This is a genomic window from Arthrobacter glacialis (genome assembly GCF_002909415.1).
In the GTDB taxonomy this organism is placed as follows: Bacteria; Actinomycetota; Actinomycetes; order Actinomycetales; family Micrococcaceae; genus Specibacter; species Specibacter glacialis.
Genome location: NZ_PPXB01000007.1, coordinates 115840 through 137562 on the forward strand (window position 1 = coordinate 115840; position 21723 = coordinate 137562).

Annotated in this window: 21 protein-coding genes; 8 read left to right on the forward strand and 13 right to left on the reverse strand. The window is 60.3% G+C overall.

Annotation, left to right across the window (positions count from 1 at the left end; all coding sequences use genetic code 11):
- Positions 1-11 precede the first annotated feature (11 nt).
- Genes CVS28_RS10570 through CVS28_RS10585 form a run of 4 tightly spaced genes read right to left on the reverse strand, consistent with a single transcriptional unit; the run spans position 12 to position 3930 of the window.
- The gene (locus CVS28_RS10570) at positions 12-368 is read right to left on the reverse strand and encodes a non-heme iron oxygenase ferredoxin subunit (protein ID WP_103465735.1); all 357 of its coding nucleotides are present in this window, start codon (positions 366-368) and stop codon (positions 12-14) included.
- Positions 365-1681: a Fe-S cluster assembly protein SufD gene (gene sufD, locus CVS28_RS10575; protein WP_103481480.1), complete on the reverse strand. Its 1317-nt coding sequence runs from the start codon at positions 1679-1681 to the stop codon at positions 365-367. The genes CVS28_RS10570 and sufD overlap by 4 nt, the downstream gene beginning before the upstream one ends.
- The gene (gene sufB / locus CVS28_RS10580; RefSeq protein WP_103465737.1) at positions 1682-3157 is read right to left on the reverse strand and encodes a Fe-S cluster assembly protein SufB; all 1476 of its coding nucleotides are present in this window, start codon (positions 3155-3157) and stop codon (positions 1682-1684) included.
- Positions 3157-3930, reverse strand: a complete 774-nt coding sequence (locus CVS28_RS10585) for a helix-turn-helix transcriptional regulator (RefSeq protein WP_103465738.1) — start codon at positions 3928-3930, stop codon at positions 3157-3159. The genes sufB and CVS28_RS10585 overlap by 1 nt, the downstream gene beginning before the upstream one ends.
- 151 nt (positions 3931-4081) lie before the next feature.
- On the opposite strand from CVS28_RS10585, the gene CVS28_RS10590 reads away from it, so the two are divergent.
- The 4 genes from CVS28_RS10590 (at position 4082) to CVS28_RS10605 (ending at position 7720) form a co-directional block, all read left to right on the forward strand.
- Positions 4082-5128, forward strand: coding sequence for an ABC transporter ATP-binding protein (locus tag CVS28_RS10590; RefSeq protein WP_243399826.1), 1047 nt, complete (start codon positions 4082-4084; stop codon positions 5126-5128).
- A complete protein-coding gene (locus tag CVS28_RS10595) occupies positions 5125-5901 on the forward strand; it encodes an ABC transporter permease (protein ID WP_103481481.1) in 777 nt (258 codons plus the stop codon). Before CVS28_RS10590 ends, CVS28_RS10595 begins: the two co-directional genes overlap by 4 nt.
- A complete protein-coding gene (locus CVS28_RS10600) occupies positions 5892-6848 on the forward strand; it encodes a COX15/CtaA family protein (RefSeq protein ID WP_103481482.1) in 957 nt (318 codons plus the stop codon). The genes CVS28_RS10595 and CVS28_RS10600 overlap by 10 nt, the downstream gene beginning before the upstream one ends.
- Positions 6849-7150: 302 nt before the next feature.
- Positions 7151-7720 carry a DapH/DapD/GlmU-related protein gene (locus CVS28_RS10605; RefSeq protein ID WP_103481483.1) on the forward strand — a complete coding sequence of 190 codons (570 nt, stop codon included), beginning with the start codon at positions 7151-7153 and terminating at the stop codon, positions 7718-7720.
- A 396-nt stretch (positions 7721-8116) separates the two neighbouring features.
- Here the strand turns inward: CVS28_RS10605 and CVS28_RS10610 are convergent, their stop codons facing one another.
- On the reverse strand, positions 8117-8956 hold the full coding sequence (locus tag CVS28_RS10610; protein ID WP_103481484.1) for a PhzF family phenazine biosynthesis protein: 840 nt from the start codon (positions 8954-8956) through the stop codon (positions 8117-8119).
- 1508 nt (positions 8957-10464) lie between these two features.
- Between CVS28_RS10610 and CVS28_RS19700 the strand changes: the two genes are divergently transcribed.
- Together CVS28_RS19700 and CVS28_RS10625 are read left to right on the forward strand one after the other, a co-directional pair.
- Positions 10465-11538 (forward strand): Ig-like domain-containing protein, encoded by a 1074-nt coding sequence (locus tag CVS28_RS19700; RefSeq protein ID WP_165788129.1) that lies wholly within the window; start codon positions 10465-10467, stop codon positions 11536-11538.
- Between the two features lie 600 nt (positions 11539-12138).
- Entirely contained in the window at positions 12139-12918 is a 780-nt protein-coding gene (locus CVS28_RS10625; RefSeq protein WP_103481486.1) for a type 1 glutamine amidotransferase domain-containing protein, read from the forward strand.
- A 1592-nt stretch (positions 12919-14510) separates the two neighbouring features.
- Here CVS28_RS10625 and CVS28_RS10630 read toward each other — a convergent pair.
- The gene (locus CVS28_RS10630; RefSeq protein WP_103481487.1) at positions 14511-14780 is read right to left on the reverse strand and encodes an SHOCT domain-containing protein; all 270 of its coding nucleotides are present in this window, start codon (positions 14778-14780) and stop codon (positions 14511-14513) included.
- 47 nt (positions 14781-14827) lie between these two features.
- A complete protein-coding gene (locus CVS28_RS10635) occupies positions 14828-15283 on the reverse strand; it encodes a DUF6325 family protein (RefSeq protein ID WP_243399827.1) in 456 nt (151 codons plus the stop codon).
- Between the two features lie 9 nt (positions 15284-15292).
- On the opposite strand from CVS28_RS10635, the gene CVS28_RS19410 reads away from it, so the two are divergent.
- On the forward strand, positions 15293-15499 hold the full coding sequence (locus tag CVS28_RS19410) for a holo-ACP synthase (protein ID WP_133159104.1): 207 nt from the start codon (positions 15293-15295) through the stop codon (positions 15497-15499).
- A gap of 22 nt (positions 15500-15521) precedes the next feature.
- Here the strand turns inward: CVS28_RS19410 and CVS28_RS19415 are convergent, their stop codons facing one another.
- From CVS28_RS19415 to CVS28_RS10650, 4 genes are all read right to left on the reverse strand, one after another.
- Positions 15522-15713, reverse strand: a complete 192-nt coding sequence (locus CVS28_RS19415; RefSeq protein WP_103465748.1) for a hypothetical protein — start codon at positions 15711-15713, stop codon at positions 15522-15524.
- Positions 15710-16249 carry a hypothetical protein gene (locus CVS28_RS10640; protein WP_133159105.1) on the reverse strand — a complete coding sequence of 180 codons (540 nt, stop codon included), beginning with the start codon at positions 16247-16249 and terminating at the stop codon, positions 15710-15712. Before CVS28_RS10640 ends, CVS28_RS19415 begins: the two co-directional genes overlap by 4 nt.
- Before the next feature lie 160 nt (positions 16250-16409).
- Complete coding sequence (locus CVS28_RS10645; protein ID WP_103481489.1) at positions 16410-17873, reverse strand: amino acid permease; 1464 nt, start codon at positions 17871-17873, stop codon at positions 16410-16412.
- 292 nt (positions 17874-18165) lie between these two features.
- Positions 18166-18852, reverse strand: coding sequence for a DNA alkylation repair protein (locus CVS28_RS10650; RefSeq protein WP_103481490.1), 687 nt, complete (start codon positions 18850-18852; stop codon positions 18166-18168).
- Between the two features lie 163 nt (positions 18853-19015).
- Here CVS28_RS10650 and CVS28_RS10655 point away from each other — a divergent pair, with 163 nt between their 5' ends.
- A complete protein-coding gene (locus CVS28_RS10655) occupies positions 19016-19489 on the forward strand; it encodes a DUF1990 family protein (RefSeq protein ID WP_103465752.1) in 474 nt (157 codons plus the stop codon).
- 46 nt (positions 19490-19535) lie between these two features.
- On the opposite strand, the gene CVS28_RS10660 is transcribed toward CVS28_RS10655, so the two are convergent.
- Both CVS28_RS10660 and CVS28_RS10665 read right to left on the reverse strand, forming a co-directional pair.
- The gene (locus CVS28_RS10660) at positions 19536-19982 is read right to left on the reverse strand and encodes an SRPBCC family protein (protein WP_103481491.1); all 447 of its coding nucleotides are present in this window, start codon (positions 19980-19982) and stop codon (positions 19536-19538) included.
- A 39-nt stretch (positions 19983-20021) separates the two neighbouring features.
- Complete coding sequence (locus CVS28_RS10665; protein WP_103465754.1) at positions 20022-21704, reverse strand: MFS transporter; 1683 nt, start codon at positions 21702-21704, stop codon at positions 20022-20024.
- Positions 21705-21723 lie beyond the last annotated feature (19 nt).

The window sequence follows — 21723 nt, forward strand, 5'->3', positions numbered from 1 at the left end:
GGGCCGCGGCGCTACTGCGCGCTGACGCCGTTAAGAATGTTGGTGACGTCCACATAGACGTCGCTGCCATGAATGCTCAAGGCAAAGACGGGCACCGGCTCAAATGCGGGCAGGGTCAGCGGTTCGCCTGATTTCAGATCGAACGAGCTGCCGTGCGCCCAGCATTCAATGGTGCCGTCCTCCACGTCGCCCTCGCTCAGGGAAATCTCTGCATGGGAGCAGGTATCTCCAATAGCGTGAAGGTCTCCGTAGGAGTCCCGCACAATCGCGATGGGGAAATCATCAACCTCGACGAGCAAGGATGACTTGACCTGAACATCGCTGTCTTGGCAGACAATGACGCCGGCAGGCGTGGAGGAATCACTCACTGTGGTGTCGCCGCCAATTCGCGTTCCACGGCATCGCGCAAACGCTCTTCGAGGGCAGGAACCTTGATGTGCTGGATGACTTCATTCAAGAAACCACGAACCACCAAACGGCGGGCCACATCTTCTGCAATGCCGCGAGCCTGCAGGTAGAACAATTGCTCGTCATCGAAACGGCCGGTGGCACTTGCGTGTCCGGCGCCTTCGATCATGCCCGTCTCGATTTCCAGGTTGGGCACCGAGTCGGCACGCGCACCCTGGGTCAGGATCAGGTTGCGGTTCATCTCGTAGGTGTCGGTGCCTTCGGCCTGCTTGCGGATCAGGACATCGCCAATCCACACAGCGTGTGCCCCGTCGCCCTGCAGTGCACCCTTGTAGGTGACGCGGGACTTGCAGTTCTTGGTGGAGTGATCCACGAACAAGCGCTGTTCCAGGTGCTGGCCGGCGTCGGCAAAGTACAGTCCGTACATTTCAACCTCGGCACCGGTGCCGCTGTAGCGGGCGGCAGGGGTGGTGCGCAGCAAGTTGCCACCAAGGTTGACGACGACGTGCTTAACTTTCGCGTCGCGGCCCACCAAAATGTGCTGGGCACTGGCGTGCACGGTGTCGTCGTTCCAATCCTGGATGCTGACAACCGTCAGGTTGGCACCGTCCTCAACCAAAATCTCAATGTTCTCGGAGAGAACTGCACTGCCGCGGTGGTCAAGGACCACAACGCCGGTGGCGAACTTCTTGGCGTGCACCACAATGTGGGCTGCAGCCGGAACGTCGCCCTGGCCGGTGAGGGTTAAGGTGGTGACGTTCTCAGCGTTGCCAACAAATTCTGCCGGCAGCGTGACAACTGTGGCTTCGGTGAAGTTCTCCCATGCGGCAGCTGCCACACGGTCCTCGGGGATGCCTGCCTTGCCGATGCGTGAGTCGTCGCGCCCCACGGTCTCAACCGTGACGCCGTCGGGCTTGGAGACCTCAACGACGGGTGCCGGGCCGGAGAGTTCCTGACCCTTGACACCAACACGGTCAAGGCCGCGCATGCGCTTGAGCGGGGTGAAACGCCATTCTTCTTCACGGCCGGTGATGAGCGGGAAGTCTGCCATCTTGTAAGAGGTCAGACGGCCTGCGCGGGAGCTGTCGGGAACGCCAACGCCGCCGCCGTGGCTGTCGCCGCCATGGCTGTGCGCCTTGGCAGCGCTGCCGCCCAGCGGGCCGGTTTCAGGGTTGATCTCGGAAAGCTGTTCGCCTTCCTCATTCATGCCCTTGATGAATCCCTGCGACCAAGTCTTGCCGCCTGTTGTCTTTTCTTCTGTGAGCTCGGTCATTTAACCGACGGCCCCTTCCATCTGCAGTTCGATCAGGCGGTTCAGTTCAAGTGCGTATTCCATGGGAAGTTCCTTGGCGATCGGCTCGATGAAGCCGCGCACAATCATGGCCATGGCCTCGTCCTCGGGCATGCCGCGGGACTGCAGGTAGAACAGCTGCTCTTCGCTGACCTTGGACACTGTTGCCTCGTGGCCCATGGAGACATCGTCTTCACGAACGTCCACGTACGGGTACGTGTCGGAGCGGGAAATGTTGTCCACCAGGAGGGCGTCACAGCGCACGGTGTTGGCCGAGTGCGTTGCGCCTTCACGGATCTGGACCAAACCGCGGTAGGCCGCGCGTCCGCCACCGCGGGCAACGGACTTGGAGATGATGGAGGACTGCGTGTTGGGCGCAATGTGAACCATCTTCGAGCCCGTGTCCTGGTGCTGGCCCTCGCCGGCGAATGCCACCGACAGGGTCTCACCCTTGGCGTGCTCGCCCACAAGGTAGACGGCCGGGTACTTCATGGTGACCTTGGAACCGATGTTGCCATCGACCCACTCCATGGTGGCGCCTTCGTGTGCAATGGCGCGCTTGGTCACCAGGTTGTACACGTTGTTGGACCAGTTCTGGATGGTGGTGTAGCGAACGCGGGCGTTCTTCTTCACCACAATTTCCACAACGGCCGAGTGCAGGGAGTCCGAGGTGTAGATCGGGGCTGTGCAACCTTCAATGTAGTGAACGTAGCTGCCTTCATCGGCGATGATGAGCGTGCGCTCAAACTGGCCCATGTTCTCGGTGTTGATGCGGAAGTACGCCTGCAGCGGGATGTCCACGTGGACGCCCGGGGGGACGTACACGAAGGAACCGCCGGACCAGACGGCCGTGTTCAGTGACGCAAACTTGTTGTCGCCCACAGGGATCATGGTGGCGAAGTATTCCTGGAAGATCTCCGGGTATTCGCGCAGACCGGTGTCGGTGTCGGTGAAGATGACACCCTTCTCTTCCAAGTCCTCACGAATCTGGTGGTACACCACCTCAGATTCGTACTGGGCAGTTACGCCACCAACCAAGCGGTTGCGCTCAGCTTCCGGGATGCCCAGCTTCTCGTAGGTGTTGCGGATGTCATCCGGCAATTCTTCCCACGTGGTGGCCTGCTTCTCGGTGGAGCGCACAAAGTACTTGATGTTATCGAAGTCAATGCCGGAGAGGTCTGCACCCCAGGTGGGCATGGGCTTGCGGTCGAAGTACTTCAAGCCCTTCAGGCGCATGTCCAGCATCCACTGCGGCTCGTTCTTTTTCGCGGAGATGTCGCGGACGACCTCTTCGCTCAAACCGCGACGTGCGTTGTCGCTGGCCGCGTTTTTGTCGGACCAGCCGAAGGCATAGTTGCCCAGGCCCTCCAGCTCGGGGTTTCTTTCGAGGATGTCGTGGTTGGTGGCATCTGCCACGTCACCGTTGGCGCTCACATCCTGCGCTAATTGATCCGTCATCACGGCCTTTCTTGCTGATGGTTGGAAACGGAGCTCGGGACACGTTGGCTTGTTGTGGGCGTGGGCCCCAACTTGCGAACTACTGCGCGTCCCGTGGGTACATGGGTGGTGCAAACATGTCCGCCACTTGCCATGGTGGAGAGCCTGCGCACATCGACGCCGATCAGTCGGGAGAATATCTTTGTCTCGGCGTCGCAAAATTCGGGAAAGGAGGTGGCTAGTTCCTGGATGGGGCAATGGCCCTGGCACAGCTGCTCGGCAGCCATGGCGGAACCGGCGTTGAGGGAGTTTGACGTGGCCACAAAACGATCGGCGTTCAGCGCCTCGGCAAGAGCCTTGGAGCGGGCCGCAACATCGTCGCCGGCGGCATCAACCAACGGCTGGTATTTGGCTTCCATCATGGCAAAGCGGCGTTGCGCAAATTCAACAATGCCTTCCTCGCCCCGGGTGTCGGCGATCTGCCGCAGCGCCAGGGTGGCAATTTCCAGGTAGTCATCGCCAATTTCGGTCTGCCCTCGCTTGGAGACAACATATCTGCGCGCCGGCCTGCCAGCACCGGACTTGGCGTTGCTGATGAGCTTGATCTCGATCAAGCCTTCACGGGTCAAGGAGTCCAAATGTCGGCGCACGGCAGCAGGCGTCAGCCCCAGCAGCGTGCCCAACTGGGCTGCACTGACAGGTCCTTGCTTGAGTACGGCAGTTAAGACGCGGTCTCGGGTACGTTCATCAGGCTCCACACTGGACAATGTCCCGGTATCAATTTGCTGACTCATTCACACCTCACACACAATCGAAATAACACACAACATTAGACAAGACAAGTATGCCGTAATTAGCCCGCGACATCCACTAAGGTGAGCCTACCCACGCAGCGCTGGTGAGGGGTCCGCCGTCGCGCCCTACTACCTCGCGTAGAATGGGCGGGTGCCACAGCCTCTCTCACCCGAACCTGCCCTGATCATCGAGGGGCTCATAAAAGACGTTGGTCCCATCACGGCCCTTGACGGCCGGATGAAAAGAATCGTCTCCAATATTAGTCTCCGGGCCCATTTTGGCCAGGTCACAGCGCTGCTCGGAGCCAATGGCGCCGGAAAAACCACCACGATTGAATGCGCCCAAGGCCTGCAAAACCGCACCGGCGGGTCCGTTTCCCTGCTGGGCCAGGACCCCGAGAACGCTGACGCGGTGCTGCGTTCCCGCGTGGGTGTCATGCTTCAGGACGGCGGACTCCCCCCATCGGCGCGGCCCATTGCCCTGTTGCGGCACGTGGCCAGCTTGTATGAAAATCCGCTGAGCGTGGATGCCCTGGTGGACCGGTTGGGGATTGCAGAATTCTCCAACACCACCATTAGGCGGCTCTCCGGCGGCCAGAAGCAGCGCGTTGCCCTGGCCGCGAGCCTGTTGGGAAACCCCGAGGTATTGTTCCTGGATGAACCCAGTGCAGGGCTGGACCCGCAGTCGCGCCTGATGGTCTTTGAGCTGATCCGCGAATTGCGTGACAGCGGCAAGGCCATCATCCTGACCACCCACCTGCTCGACGACGCGCAGCGACTTGCCGACTATGTCTACATTGTCAACCACGGCGAGTCTGTCGCCGAGGGCACTGTGGCGCAGCTGCTGAGTCAGTCGACGGCAGCGCAAAAGCACCGCACCATGACGTTTGAGACGGTGCCGGGCCTGGACACAACTGGCTTGCAACACAGTGGCCTGATCTGCTCGGAAACCCGCCCCGGCGCGTACAGCCTGTCTGGGTCCTTCACACCCGCCGACATGGCGGCTTTTGGCCAATGGTGTGCCGCTTCGAACGCCATGCCCACCTCGGTGCACCTGGCCTCCCAGTCACTTGAGGATGTCTTCCTGGCCGTGTCAGCCGCAGCGTCGCCCTCCAGTGAGGCATCGGCCAGTGGATCAGCCAGCACCACAGGCAACACGGAATCAAGCCGCGCAGAAGCAGAATCGGAGCTCTCATGAGTACACCCTCACTTTTCGCTGGCGAGAGGACCACACGTCCGGCGACACGCCTGCGCCGTGTCATCAGCCAGGGCCGCTATGAGGCGGCCACCATGCTGCGCAACGGTGAACAACTGGTCCTGATGGTTGTCATGCCGCTGCTGGGCCTCATTGCCTTGACAGCCACTCCCCTGCTGGACGGCATGGGGTACAGCCGCGTCGAGATGGCAGCACCGGGCATCCTTGCCTTGTGTGCGTTGTCCACGGCGTTCACAGGCCAAGGCATTGCCACGGGTTTTGACAGGCGCTACGGCGTGCTGCGGTTCCTGTCCACAACACCGCTGGGCAAGGGTGGCCTCATTGCCGGCAAGGTCATTGCCGTGCTTGTGGCGCTGGCTCTCCAGGTGGTCATCATCTCCACGGTTGCCGCGTTTCTGGGCTGGCGCCCGCCGGTTGCCGGTGTGCTGCTGGGGATTCCCCTGCTGATTTTGGGGGCGATCACCTTCACAGCGCTGGGCCTGTTGATTGCCGGGACCGTGCGCCCCGAGGCGACGCTCGCCATCACCAACCTCGGTTGGATCCTGTTTGCCGCGCTGGGTGGCATTGTCCTGCCAGCCGGCAAGTTCTCGACGTCGATGGCCGACTTTGTCCAGTGGCTGCCCTCCGGCGCGCTGGGAAATTTGATGCGGGGGGCGCTCCTGGAGAGCCGGCTCGATATTTTTGCAATGGTCATCCTGCTGGTCTGGGCGGCACTTTGTTCGCTTGCGGCCGTTAAGTGGTTCAAATGGAATTGAAAGATGTGAATGACGTGACACCTCCCACCACCGCCAAGCGATCCTTTGCCGATCGCCTGCCCACCAGCATCACCCCGGCCCTGCGGCGGCTGTCTATTGCCTCGCTGGTTGGCCAGGGCGTTCTGATTGTTTCCGGTGGCGTGGTGCGCCTGACCGGTTCGGGCCTGGGCTGCCCCACGTGGCCCAAGTGCACCGCCGAATCCATCACCAACACCCCCGCCATGGGCATTCACGGTGTCATCGAATTCGGCAACAGGACACTGACCTTCCTGCTGGCCGCGATCGCTTTGGCCATGCTGGTCATGCTGTGGAATCTGCGCAAGGAACGCAAGGACCTGTTCTGGCTGGCCTTTGGCCTGCTGGCCAGCATCCCGGCCCAGGCCGTCCTGGGCGGCATCACCGTGCTTTCCGGACTGAACCCCTATGTGGTGAGCCTGCACTTCCTGGTCTCGGCCGCACTAGTGGTGGTTTCCATGCTGCTGGTCAACCGAACCTATGGGCGCACCGGCATGAGCGCACCGTCCGACGCCGAGCGTCCCCGCCCCCTGATTCGCCGGCTCAGCGTCGTTGCCGCAATCGCCACGTACCTGGCAGTAATTCTGGGCACGCTTGTCACGGGAGCCGGACCGCACTCCGGCGACTCTTCCTCCCCCAGGATCGAACTTGACGGCTACCTGGTGACCCGCATCCATGTGGTCCCCGTGTACGTTCTGGTGGCCGTTTCGCTTCTGCTGCTAGTCCTGCTGTGGCGCCGCGGCAAGGGCGACATCCTGCGCCAGGCCGCCATCCTGCTCTTCCTGGGCGTCCTGCTCCAAGGCTTCATTGGCTACTGGCAGTACTTCACCGGCATCCCCGCCCTGCTGGTTGGCTTCCACATGCTGGGTTCCTCAGTCATGCTCGCTGCGGGCACCAACATTGTTGACCTGGCCCTGCGACGCGGCAAGTAAGTCTAGCTTTTCACGCCCTAGTACGACGGCGGCCGGTGACCTTCTTTTTTGAAGGTCACCGGCCGCTTTTGCTTGCCAAAGAGCACGCACTGCAGCGTTTTCCACATGGCAGGTACGAACAATGACAGGTACTAAACGGTCGGAATTTCCGGTCCCAATCAATGAGTTTGAAATGAAGCGGTTGGATCCCTCAACCGCACTCGGCCCCTGAATCTTGCCTACGAAACACTTGGTGGCCGGGCGGTACGCTGAAAGCCAAGGCCAGCGAGCGGGAGGTGCCCGCATCTGGTTGAAAGGACATCATGGAACTTGACGACCTGCTTGAGGCTTTGAATGCCGGCCGCACCATCGCTGGGGACTCGCCGTTGCATGAGGTCATGCACCGCGTCAGCCAAGAAGCCCTTCGCATTACGGGGGAGCTAAATGGCGGATACCAGGAACCGGCGCGGGTTCGGGAGCTGCTGGCCCGGCTGACGGGCAGGCCGGTTGACGAATCCGTGACGCTCTTCCCGCCCTTCAATTCCGACTTCGGAAAGAACATCATTCTTGGGAAACGGATCTTCATCAACTCAGGTTGCAAGGTTCAGGACCAGGGCGGGGTGACCATCGGCGATGACACCCTCATCGGGCACAACGTGGTGATCGCAACACTGAACCACGACCTCGCGCCGAGCCGCCGAGCCGACGTGCATCCTGCCCCCGTGACAATCGGCCGCAACGTGTGGATCGGCTCCAACGCCACCATCCTTCCGGGTGTGCACATCGGGGATGATGCAGTGGTTGCGGCCGCCTCCGTCGTCACGAAAGATGTGCCGGCAGGAGCCGTTGTCGTGGGCTCCCCTGCACGGGTGGTGCGCACGGTGACCGACTGAACCGGGCTGTTTACAGGCCCCATTCTGCCGGGTCAGGAATTGCTTCTGCACCATCTGCGCTCAAGGTCCCAGACGTCGGTCGACAAAGAAGCGGCCGCTTTCCCTTCGGAAGAGCAGTCTGGAGACAATCCGTCAGCAACCCAGAACCGCCGCGACGGACGCTTCAACAATGGCCCTCCCGACGAGGAGCCCCCTCCATCTGCGTAGTCACCTTCTCAGTGGACCTCGTGCGACCCCACGGATTCCCCGTCAGAACCTCGTTGGGCACGCCCTCTCTGAAACGTCGTTCGGGCAAGACCCCATTTTTTGAGACCAAAGGCGGCATGCCGAGGCCAATGACATCTGCCTGCCGCCTGACCACCGAAGACCAAGGGGTGGCCTCGCCCGTGCTTGTCCTTACAGAGTAATGGTGCCTCGGATGCACGTGATGGTGGATCCGCCGACCCAGACTTTGCCGTTGGCGTCGGTACTGACCTCGATGTTGCCGGCACGTCCGACGCGTGCACCCTGCGATACCCGGTAGGAGGTGGGTTCGGTTTCCGTGGAGGTAAGCCACTGGCCCACGCTGGCGTTCATGCTGCCGCATACAGGGTCCTCGGCGACGCCGACTCCGGGTGCGAAGGTGCGCAGCTCAAACGCATGCTCTGAACCTTCGGGACAAGCGCCAAGCACACCAATCATCGCCTCGGGTATCCGGGACAGATCGGGTTCCAGGGCGAGGACCTCCGCTGCCGTGGCGAGTCGCACGACGGCCCAACCTGGGCCATTGTCGACCCATTGGTGGTCCAGGATGAGGTCGCGGTCAATGCCGAATGCGGAGGCGATGTCCGTGACATAGGATTCCTCGACCGGGCCGGAACGAAGCGTCGGAGGGGCCGCGAAGGAGAGAGCGTCGCCGTTTCGGCGTAGCTCGATGAGACCCGCGGCGCATTCCTGGATGACGTGTTCGCCCGATCGCGGACTTCCGCCCCGCTCCAGCCAGGCGTGGGCCGATCCAAGCGTTGGATGTCCGGCGAATGGCAGTTCACCCCCTGGGGTGAAGATACGCAGGCGGTAGTCGGCTTCGGGGGTTGTGGGCTGCAGGATGAAAGTGGTTTCGGACAAGTTCGTCCAGCGGGCCACCCGCTGCATCGCTTCGTCCGTCAGTCCGTCGGCGGCCAGTACAACGGCCACGGGATTTCCAAGGTAAGCGGAACTAGAGAACACGTCGACCTGGGCGAAAGCGAAATCACTCATGAGGGCTTCCTTTCAAGGAAAAGGCAAGGGGGTTCGACCTCCATCAGACCCCAAAGCCGCACGCGAGTACATGGCCAATTTACCTAAACTGGCTGGATGCCCGCCAAGGCAACGTCCGCCACATACGACATCAACGTGGGAGTGCAGTAAGCACCTGCGTGAGGATGCAGTTCCGTCACGCAGGGTCGGCCTGGATGCGGCCCAAATCCAGGAAGGTTAGCATCTCGTGGTGTGGTGGAGTTTTCCTCGACACGGTGCGGGTCAGTGCTTTGATTGTGCTGCAGTCATTTCTGGGAGCAAAATTCCTTCCTCTACTGGAGCGTGGGTAATCCACCCGGCCCGAGGTTGAAGCTCCATCACCCCGCTATTTTAGGCCGGTCGGCTAAAACACATCACGGGGTAGCCGAACTTACGAGGAAATAACTCCAAACTTTCGGGCTGGAAACTAAATTTGGGCAACTTTTCCACTCCCCCATCGCCTGCCACTGTCCGAAAGCGCAGCTTTATTCCAAATCTAGAGTTGATTATTGCCCCTACGGCTAGTTTTCGATTTTTGTCACTGAGATGAGTTTCAAGATGCCGAAAGACACTGTTGGCACATGTTTGTCTCGTTGGCGACTAGGCAGGGGGCCGGCGCGGTATTGCGGGAGTCGCACCCCAGTAGTGGAGTTGCCTGCACTAATCGTGGGAGCATGGTTGATTCCTGGCGGCTCGGAGGGCTGCGCCCTGAAGATCTAGGGGGGTCCCGCGTCTGAGGTGCGTGGCGTTCCGCCATCCGCAGGTCAGGGTATTGCCATTCCGGCAGCGTGGCCGGAATGATACTCAAGGCATTCAAACTGGCCTACCCATACTTAGCTGCTTTGTGTCAAATTATTCTTTTTCATTGTGTTACATTATAGGTTCAGATATTTTTGGGCCATTTTTTTGCCCAAACCACGAGAATAACCAGCTGCCAGGATACGTGCGCCATTTTGCTACAGATGCAGGGAAAAACAGACAAGGGCTTTGGCCCACCACGAGCACATCTTATTAAGAGATTCGAACGGGTCGGTGCCGTCTTTCTGGTTCTACTCCTAGCAGCGGCTTCGTTGATATTCATCAACAGTCAACCCGCAGCCGCAGCCGCAGATGGGAAATTGACCGTTCGTGCAACCAGTGTTGCTTGCGGATTCACAAACGTCATCGCTCCGAATCTAAGAACCCAATGCGCGGATATCGCGGACCACTGGTACCCGAGTGAGACAGCCAATAGGCAGGCGATACTTGAAGGTACAGGCACCCCTGTCGCCAACTGCGGCACCAGCGTCGGCATCACCGAGGCTGTGCAGAACATCGGCGTGAGCTCAGTCGCTGCCAGGGACCTGACGTGCAACGAGCGAACGCATTCAACGGATAACCTCCTCGCATCCATTTTCAGCGGAGTCGATGCTAACAACCAGCCTGACCTTCCAGTTGTTGGAGGCCCTTGGTCGCCGGCCGCTCCCACCAAATGTGAAGTCGCTGATGCCTTGGTTACAGACATCGCCCCGGCCACCTGCGGGGTGGGCGGCATCTCACGGACCACAGCCGAGTGGTACATCATGGAGGGCTACGTCAGATTCCCCGCCACGGCCAGTGGACAGATCACGTTTGAGGCCAGCAACCTAGGCCGAGATAACACCTCGCGGGCCGAATATCTCGCGTTCATGGCCTCCCCAGACCGGACCTTCGCCAATCTCGCCTTCGTTGGCGAAGCTGAAACGGCTCGCAATTCAACTGTCGGTTTGCAGGTCTCCGTGAACGTGAGTACTGACGTCGGGGACAGGTGCTCCAACATTCGGGGCATCCGCCTCTACATGCAGGACCAAATCGAAGGATCCTCCGCGAATCTTCGCTGGGACATCGGAAACGGCATGGTGCCAATCCCTGCCGCCAATGTGGGCACCAACAACGATCCGCTGGAGGGTTGCATGCCTCCGGTTGCTGAAAATAATGAAGAGACGACTAATCCTGGTGTAGCTGTGGACATTCCTGTACTCGGTAATGACACCAAGGGTTCAGGAGATATCGACCCCACAACGGTTCGCTTCCTTGATCCGATCAGTGGGGACCGGATGGAGAGCCTTGTTGTTCCGGGAGAGGGTACCTGGAGTGTTGATACTGCCACGGGTGTTGTCACATTTACTCCGCTGCCTGAGTTCACGGGCGTTACGGCCCCGGTTAACTACGAATTTTTCGATGGGAACGGATTGTCGGCTCGGGCCGAGGTTGTCGTGACGGTCAACGCCGGTCCAACTCCCTCAACGGAACCAGCCACTGATCCGACAACAGACGCTGCTACTGATCCCGCGACGGAACCAGCCACTGATCCGGCAACGGACGCCGCGACAGATCCGACAACGGACCCCATGAAGGATCCGACACAGAACCCAACGACGAACCCTGTTGCGGTCCTGACGAATGGTTCAACTTCACAGTCGAACAAGGATGACTTGGCCACCACAGGATCGTCCGCCAAGTTACTGATTACAGGCGGCGGGCTGCTGCTTGCGTTGGGACTTGTCGGCCTGTTCATGTCCACCCGTCGCCGCAGTCAGCACTGAGCGGAAAGACTCGTAGTTAGCTAGTGCGGACGCTGCTTCACTGTTCAACCACTGACGGCCGGCGCGACACCCCGAATGCGGGGTCGCTCCGGCCGTCTTTGCGTTCAATGCTCACCACGGGAACACGATTGACGAGGACGCCTCGGGCCTCGAACTGGTCAGGGCCGAAAAAGCCTTCTTGTCATTGGCGTTCTTGTCTGCGAATCCTGACGCCGGTTTCACAAGAACCCGAGCCCAACTTCAGGAGATGCTCGCCTATGTCCGTCGCGGTGGAATTCAGCGACAAAGAAGCCGCCGGCATCCGCACCCGTTCTTGTCCAATTAAGTGTTCCGCCGGTCCAATCGATGACGTGTCGGTCCTTGAATGATGTCGCGACGACTGCCAAGCTAGTCGCGAATCCAGGTCAGGCCTCCCCTCGGCTCGGCCATCTCGTGGACAAGGAAATGAAACCCCTCCACGTCGAAGCTATCAGGGCCACAGACCCAGGTGAGCTCCATGGTGAACATTCACCGACGTAGATTAAGTCGGGAGGCGCAGCATTGGACTGGCAGGTCGCCAGACACTCGCCTAGGGTGGGAAGTGGACGAAAGGAGCACTTCATGAAGAAAATCCTCATGGTTCTGACCAGCGTTTCCGAGATCGGTAATACAGGAGAGAAGACCGGCTACAACGTGGCCGAGGCCGCACATCCTTGGAAGGTCTTCAAGGATTCCGGACATTTCGTTGACTTCGCCTCCATCCAGGGCGGCCAGCCCCCTCGCGATGAAGTCGACTCCGACGATCCCATCCAGGTTGCCTTCACCAAGGACGAGGCCACACGCGCCGGCCTTTACAACACCGCCCGCGTCGACGTCGTTGATCCCGAACAGTACGACGCCGTCTACCTCGTGGGAGGCCACGGCACCATGTGGGACTTCCCGGACAGCGAAGGCTTGGCGAACCTGGTGTCCAGCGTCTACAACGCCGGCGGCTTGGTGGGCGCAGTCTGCCACGGACCGGCCGGCCTGGTGAACGTGAAATTACCGAACGGGCTCGGCCTCGTCCAAGGCCGCAATGTGGCTGCCTTCACCAACGACGAGGAGGTTGCGGCAGGGAAGGACAAGGTCATCCCGTTCTTCCTGGCAGACCGGCTTGTGGAACAGGGCGCCACTCACATCCCCGCCGACGTCTTCGAGGAGCAGGTTGTGGTCGACGGCCGGCTGGTAACCGGACAAAACCCGGCCTCAGCTGCTGGCGTGGCCAAGGAGATGGAGAAGCTCTTTGCCGAGGTAATCCACCAGGAAAAGGCAGAAGAGCAACATGAGGCGGAAGCTCTGCGCGCAGAGCACGACGCCGAGAAAAACGCCAAGAAGAAAGCCGCGGCAGACGCGGAGCACTAACCACGCACAAGCGTGGGAGAATCCGCGTAACGGCACCCTGCGGACGATCACGAAAAAAAATTAATGGCGCTGGCGTGTACTCGAGCGTTGAGGCACTCCCGGTACCTATAAAGTGAACAATGTCTCTTATAAGTTTTATGGGAGATGACAACGAAGAGAACGGGAGTTACTACATGCGCGGAAGCAGTCTTGTATGGACAATCGTAGGTGTTTTGGTGGCCATTGCCTTGGTCATTTGGATCGTCTCAGCGATCTAGAACGCCTCCTCATAGTAGTCAAGAGGAGCCCCACAGTGTTTTTGGGGCTCCTCGGGAAAGGTCCTGAATGCAAAAAGTATTTTTTGCATTCAGGACCTTTCTGTCGCTTCCGCTCGCGCCTGGAACGCGGAACCCGGTGGCACGCTTGTTGGTGCGAACTGAGCCGAAGCACAGCGATGTGGCGCATTGTGGCCGCCGTCCAGATAAGGAGTGGCCTCCCGAAAGCCCTGCTAGAGATTCGAGGGTCCGTTCTTTCATGGCCGGTCCGGAGCAACTCGCCTCGCTCGAGGGCCACCAATAGGTGGTGCTCCGTCCTGCCGCCGGATGTAGTCAGCCACCCCTTCACCGGACACGTTATAGTGCGGGGTTTTTTCGAGCCCGGCCGCGTAGAACACCTGAAAGAGGCCGTGTGCGAGTGGGCTCGCGAGCACCCACCCGTCGATCTGCGAGTTGAGGCGATCGAGTGTTCCCGGCCCCATGCAAGATCGTCATTGCCCGTCTTGAGCGGACCGTGTCGCTCATGACAGCCTACCCACGGCGAAGCACAAGCAAACCGATTTCAATCGAATTGGCGAGCTAAACCTTGACGACTGGATCTTTCACATGTCGATTGCCCACTGTGGCGAGCCCCCCCGACCACGCTTAGGAGGGCGCGAGGTCATCGCTGACGGCCGAACCATGGCCGCAGACAGTCGGGAGAATGACTCCATGCGCCGGAATCAGTGCAGGGGGTTGTGTCCTCGCACCAAGCCTGTTGGGCCTTGACGAGTACGACTCGACGGTGGACGCCTTGTCCAGGTACGGAATGGTCCAGGTCGACGTGGGCAAGCAAACCCTATTGGGCTCTTCGTGACGGTCAGGCGTTGGAGGTTGGCGGGAACAGTGTTGTGCTGCTCTGACGGATCCACGGATGGGGCATCCCGCCCAAGGTTTCGCACTGGACTGATGCCCTGGCGTCATCGAGCATTGGATCCAGCTATGGGCTCTCCACTTGGCCGGGGTTGTTCGCACGTGCATCGCGACAAGGCGATCGGCCCGGGAACATTCGAGGCTGCTTGGATGCCCCAGCAGTGCGGGCTGGAGACGACTGTAAAACAACAATCTGCGACTCCGTGAGGTACGGCGGTACCCGCTCCGGCCATCGGTAGTCACCGCGGGGCTGGAGCAATGCAGTGGGATACGCACGGATGTTGGATTGCGGCGGACGCGTCTTTAAGCATGACCATGCGGCACCGGCCGAACCCCAGCAGCCCCATGACTTCAGTTGCGACACCGACCAGCATCTTGTTGCCTCGGGCCCGCCCAGGCGCCAGTAACCACTAAGCGGTATCGGGTTTAGCCCAAAATTCGTTGTTTTTGGCGGGTGAACTCTTCGTCGGTGAGTAATCCCTTGGAGTACAGTTCGGCGAGCTGCGTGAGCAGAACGACCGGGTCTTCGACAGAGGGGGGCAAGGCGGCCGGCGTGGCCGCGGTCGGCAGTGGTTCGGGGCTGCTCGCCTGTTGAGACCATCTATTGGCCTGTCGTCGTGAGACGTTATTGGAGACGGCGGTGGCGGTTCCTGAGATAATGGCGGTGCGGGCGATGCCCCTGAGAAGTCCTGGCATAGTAGTCTCTCCTTAGTTGATTGGAGTCGTGCAATTCGCCGCGTGGATTAACCGGCGTCGGTGGCCTGGAGCGCAGCCACAAGGTCTGCGGACGGGATCCGCCCGCTCGCGACCAGTTCCGCTCCCCCTCGCCGTAGAGCACCGATGAAGGGCACTGCCCAAAGGTTCTCGTAAATGACGACGCCCGCCGAGCTATTCGCCTGGATGACGCCACCCGCTTCGGCGATGTCGTCATCGTCAAGGAGACCCGATGAAGCCCCGTCGAAAACAGCGAGATCAAGCTGGCCGTCACCATCAAAGTCTGCAACGTTCAACACGGTCACTGCCCCGTCGGAAGCCTTGTGGATGAACACCAGATCGAGGATGCGGATAATCCCTCGATCGACCAGGTCGACCAAGATGGGGAACCCTTCTCCCGTCATCCGATTCCCCGGAAACTCCACCACTAGGTAGTCGACCGGGCCGGTCTCATCGTTGTCCGCCATGGTTGCCGCCGTTCGCATCGTTCGAGTGTGATTTTCTTCACAGTACGTGAGCTCCGGTGCTCCTACAAGGAGTCTCACGTCAAACGTTTGGCGGGGACTCTTGAACGCGATGGCTTCGTGTGGCCGGACATGGCGGTGGTCCATGACCCGCATGACCCGGGGTTCTGCGCCCGCATGGCAGCTACCGACCGCGGCGATATCTTCCACCCGAAGTTGTTGACCGTCCCGTCCTAGCCCTCCGCGCCCGGCGGAAAGCCTAGAGCGGTTTCTTGGCCAAGGCCTTGTCCGCAGATGAGGACTTGCGCCCCAGCCGGCGGTCAAGTGTTACCTGAAGCCGTGCAGCGGCAATCTGCGCGCGTTGTTCACCGAGAGACCTTGGCGCTGTATTTGGGTCGCTCACCTGCTGAAAGCCCTGCTCTTTTTTCGATGCTGGTGTCATCAGACTCACGGGAGCTCCTCATTTTCGTCGTTGCTTCCATTGTTGCCGTTGTCGTCCTCTGAGTCCAGATCAGTCTGCACGTACTCATTGCCTGGCGCCGACCCTGTCAGTCGTTGCCAGAATATCTTCCACGCTGACTGATCCTTTAGAGGGGTTGCCTCCGGCTCTGACCCGGACACCGCCTCCGGCTCAATTGGCTGAACTACAGCCCGCTCACCGTTGGTGGGGTTCTTGAGTGTTCGCAGGGCTTCGTCGAGCAACAGCAGCTCCTCACGGGCAGCCAGCTTGCTTTTGGCCAGCAACGTGAGGATTGAGAATCCGAGCGTTCTCGCGTCCGGATCCTTCTCGCGAGCCATTTCGATGGCCCACTGCGTTCGCTTCCACCACTCGCTGCGAGCGTCAGCAACAGTGCGCTGACGAATCGTCCTCCACCCCACGAGCCCTGCCACCAAAGCGCCCAAGATAATCGCAATGGGCCCGATGGACGCGAAAAGATCCCACCATTGCACGGGGTCTGAGGGGCTGGGAACGGGAGTAGGTGTCACCAACTCAGCCTAAGCCGTACCGGTGTCCAAATGCCTACGACACCACCGCACCGACCTGAACCATCGCATGGATGCAACCCTGCAACGGGAGGGTTGCTCACCGGAGCCAGCTCCCGACGTCGAACATGCCACCGAGCCGATCCCCCTCGACCCACAAGTGCTACGAGGAAGCGTCCTCTTCAACGTCTTTCGGTCCACTGAGATCCATGTCGAGGAGGGGAACAACTCGTGATTTGGTGACGTGTCGGTGGACCAGCCACAGGCCCAAGAAGATCGGAATGCCGATGTAGGAAGAAAGGATTTCCAGCCCACGTCCCGCCAGAACGGCCTGGTAGTTTTGCCCGGCAACCACCACAATAAGGACGGCGAATGCCAGCAGCGGTCCAATCGGGAAAAACGACGCCTTGTAGGGCAAATCGCTCACCTTGTTGCCTTGGGCGAGGAATCCGCGCCTGAAGCGGTAGTGCGAGAGCGCGATGCCTGCCCAGACAATAAAGCCGCACAATCCGGAGACATTGAGCAGCCACGCGTAGGCGGCCCCTTGGCCGACGATGGCACTGAGGAACCCAAAGAGTCCCACCGCGGCCGTGGCCAATAACGCAGCCATGGGGACGCCGCGTGAGTTGGTCCGGCCGAAGATCTTCGGCGCCTTGCCATCATGGGCCATTGCATAGAGCATCCGGGTTGAGGCGTAGAGGCCGGAATTGCCTGCGGAGAGGATGGCCGTAAGGATCACGGCATTCATCAAGGCAGCCGCAAAGGCAATTCCCGCACGTTCAAAGACCAGGGTGAACGGGGACGCTGCAATGTCTGCTTCCCCGGAGGCCAACAGGCTCGGGTCGGTGAACGGAATCAGGCAACCGATGACGAAGATGGCGCCAATGTAAAAGATCATGATGCGCCAGAAGACGGAGCGGATTGCTCGGGGAACTTCCCGGCGCGGGTTCTTGGCCTCCCCTGCTGCAACACCCACCAGCTCGGTACCTTGGAAGGAGAACCCGGCGATCATGAAGACGGAAATGATGGAAACCCAGCCGCCGTGGAACACATCTTCACGGTTTTGCCAGTTGCTGAATCCCGGTGAATTATCGCCCAGGATGCCAAAGATCATCAGCACACCTGCCACCAGGAAAAGCACGACTGCCACCACCTTGATCAGTGACAGCCAGAATTCGCTTTCGCCAAAGGCCTTGGCCGAGAGTGCGTTCATTGCCGTGAGCAGAACAAGGAAAACTCCGGCCCAGAGCCACCCAGGCACCCCGGGAAACCAGAAGTCCATGATGATTCCCGCGGCGACCAGCTCGGCAGCCACGGTGATGGCCCAGTTGAACCAGTAGTTCCAGCCGATGGCGAACCCGAACGACGGCGATACGAAGCGGGTTGCGTAGGTTTGGAATGAGCCCGCCACGGGAATTCTTGCAGACATTTCCCCCAGGGACTGCATCAGCAAGAAGACCATCAGGCCCACCAAGAGGTAGGCAACCAGTGCACCGCCGGGGCCGGCTTGGGCAATGGTTCCACCTGAAGCTACGAAGAGGCCGGTGCCGATGGCGCCACCGATGGCGATCATCTGGAGGTGGCGGCTGCTCAGCCCTCGTTTGAGTTCATTCTCTGCCTGGTCCATGGGAGTGCCGGGCTGTATTCCGCTGGCGGGGACTGGCTTCGTTGGAGATTCTTCTTGAGGTGCAACAGATATATTGCTCATTTTTGGCTTCCCGACTGGTGGTCATTGACGGATCAAGACAGTGCCAGGTTCTTGGATCCGGGCCTGCTGGACCCTGAAATGTCGGGCGGAGATTGGCTCCATGAGCTCCTATCTGACGCAACGACACTGACCATTATGACGGGGAATTGTCACAAAGCAGGAATCGGTGCACCTTGGGCGGCACCCGGATCAGCCCGGGCCGCCAATCCAACTATTTTTCGTTGTTGCGGCGCACCATCTCGTTGATCCAGCTGGGTGCGAACGGCGAGGTGCAGTTTGGTGGCGTTGGGTAGTCCTTGAGCACTTCCAGACGCTCCCCAATGTCAAGGGCCCGTGCGCGGTGCTCGGCGTGCTCAATACCGATCTGGGCCAAGCAAAAGTTCATGGCCCACTGCAGCCGGTCCGGAGCTTCCTTCATCTGCGCTTCAATGATGTCCAGCAATTCCGCAAGATCCAGTCCTTGGGGCTTCTTCACCACCCGTTCGCTGGTCAGCGCCCACCCGGCACTGGCTACCGACGCGTCCGGATCGGTGAACCAGGCCACCCGCAATTCCTGGGCATGCGGGCTCTTCTTCACCACGTAGTTCACCAGCCACTCGTTCACCTTGGGTATCCGGGCCTCGCGCATCATGGCATCCAGTTCATCGCGCCCAAAATCCTTGGGGCGGCAAATCAGCAGCGCCACCAGCCGCGCCGGGGTGTCGCCCGTCGCCCACAGCTCGCGGGCAAGCTCATGCTGCGTCTTCAGCCGTTTCGCCATGGCGCGCAGCTTGCCCAGGTTAACACCGTGGTCGTCACCATGCTTCTCGTTTACGGCGCGGGCTTTCGGATCCTCCAGCGCAGCCAACTCGGCCAACACCTTGCTTGCCGCAGCACTCATCATCGTTGCCTGGGCCATCGTGCGCTCCTGTCCATCATGGGTAGGTTCCAGCGTACTCGGAAGGTACCCACAAGCAGGAGAACGGGCGACGCCGGGCACTTGGCTTTTCTGTTCGGCTCAGAGCGGCATGGGCTAGATTCTAAGGAGCTGACAGTCAGCTGGATCGCGAAAGGGACAACCAATGACAAGCCCCGATCTAGGTGTCTGGCCACACGGCGATGCCCAGTACCGACGTTCGGAAGTCACAGCCGTGGTGGGAAACGGTGACGGCGTCTGGGAACGCGCTGCAACTGAAGTGCTGCGCTGGAAAGTGAAGACCGCAAGTGGATTCTCCGTGGATTCAACCGAATCTGTTGCGCCCGGCCAGCGTGTGATCGTCACGGCACGGATGTTCGGGATAACGGTTCATGAGCCTGTGGAAGTAGTGGCCGTGGTGGAGCAGCCGGACCGGGTGGGTTTCGCTTACAAGACTCTGCCCGGGCATCCGGTCAGCGGCGAGGAAGCATTCATTATCCACCGCAAGGGAGACCAGGTGCATCTGAGTATCCGATCGCTCACCCGCGCGGCACCGCAGCAACCGTGGCGCGCCCTGTTCCCGATCCTCTTGCTCGCACAACTAGTAGTTCGACGGCGTTACCTGCGCGCACTGCTGTGAGCCGGCTGGAACGACGCAGTGGCCAAGCCCCGCACTCGTGTGGACGCTATGCGCCGGAAACCAGGAACTCGTTCCGCGTCTCAATGAGCTTCTTCAAGTACCGGGTCAGAACCATCTTCTCCACCAAACGCCCCAACGGACCAAAAGGGGCAGCGAATTCGATTCGCTCAGTCATGGTGGTCCCGGCAGCGTCCTCGCGAAAGTCGTGAACGTGCCGGAAATAGCGGAACGGGCCGTTGACTTGCTCATCAACAAAACAGCTGGGCGTTTCCAGATAGGTGATCCTGGAGGTCATGCGCAGCGGAACGCCGAAGTGCCAGGCCCGCCACGTTACTTCCTCCCCCAGACCAATCGACCCGGATGTCACTCCGGCAACGGCCGTTTCCTTCGAATGCCCCATCGACTCCGTGTGTGCATCAATACTCAGAGAAAGGTGAAACAGCTCAGCTCGGCTCATGGTGGTTCGGGTGACACATTCAAAGGAGGCAGGCATGGTTGCCAGTATCCCAGAAGCCAACGGGCATGAAGGCACTCAGTCGCGAAGTTTAGCTTCAGCGGCCAATTCCGCCGTGGTGGGCGGGCGGCCGCTGGAGAGGTCCTCGGGCAGGTCCCCCGGGAGCCGGTTCGGCATCCGGCCAGCCGGCACAATCGCCAGCATGGCGATGGCCGCCAGTCCGAGGAGGGAAATCTTCAGGGCCTGCAGGCGGGCGTCCTCATTAACCTTCACGGCGGCATCCACCTGGGCGGCGGTTGCCGAGGTGGTGGCCAGGAAATCCTTGAGGTGGTCGTTGGTCACAAAATTCACGCTGTCCAACGGAATCTGCTGCTGCAGATCGGCCGGGATCTCATCGTGGGCGCTCATGCCCGCCGTGACACTCATGGCCAGGATCGAGACGGCGAACACGCTCGCCACCGCGATGCCCACCGAGCCGGAAATGTTGTGCACCAACCCGCGCCAGGCACCCACGTCACCGGCAAGCCTTTTGGGGGATGCCGACAGCAAGGTGTTGAACACCAGGGCCACAATGGCACCCTGGCCCAGGCCCAGGGTGATCAGGCCCAGCACCACGAAGATCTGGCCCCAGCTGTTGCTGATGGTGAAGGCCAGCAGAATGAGGCCCAGTGACACCACAACAAAGCCCATGCGTGCCAGCTTCCGGGGCGTGAACTTATCGTAGAACTGGGCCACCATGGAGCTGGCCACAAAGATGGACAGCGTGTAGGGAATGATGGAGATGGAGGTTTGGAAGCTTGAGCGGCCCTGCACAATCTGGATGTACAGGGGAATCAGGAAGTTCGCCGCCGTGCCCACAAACAGCATGGCAGCCATGGCGAACGTGGTGGCCTTCTCCTGCCCCGACTTCAACACGTCAAGGTCAAAGATTTGCGGGCGTCCCAGCGACTTTTGCTTGCGCAGCCACATGAAGAACACCTGTCCGCCAATGATGCCCAGCACAATCAGGACCAGCGCCGGTGACAGGCCCAGCACATTGAACGGCGCGGCCTCGGTGGCCATCACCACGCCCCAGGAGTTCATGCCACTGAAGCCGAAGCTCAGGAAAATGATGGACACGGCCGCAACCATGGCCCCCACCCAGTCGATGGCCACCTCGGGCATCGGGGCAATGTTCTTGAGCTTGAAGCTCAAGGCAAAGTTCACAATTGCCAGCAGCACAATGAGCCCAAAGGAGTAGCGCCAGCCGATGGTTGAGGCGAAGGATCCGGCAATCAGCAGTGCCAGCACCCCTGCTGCCGGGATGGCCGCCGCAAGGAAGCCAATGGACTTGGCCTGCTGGTCCCCCTTGAAGTTGGCCGCGATGAAGACCACCAGGGCCGGTGCAATCAAGGCGATCACTGCTCCGGACAGCGCCTGGGCAACAAAGAGCATGACCGGGCTGACGCTTAGCGCCACCGCAGCCATGGAGAGCCCGTGGATGGCCACGGCGATCTGGAAGACCTTGCGTGAACCAAACTTGGCCCCCACCTTGGCCCCGAGCAGGATGAACGCGGCCATGGCGAACGTTCCGGCGGTGATGGCCGTGCCAATGTTCGTGGCGGGCGTGTTCAGGTCCGTGGTGATGCCCTGCATGGATACTGTCAGCGCGTTCACGGCAAACGATGCTTGAATTTGGGTTAGAACCACCACAATGAGTGGCAGCCACGACGCGTGGGCAACAGCCTCAGCGGCCCCTGCCGGTACTTGACGACTGGACATCAGCAGGCCTTTCTCTCCT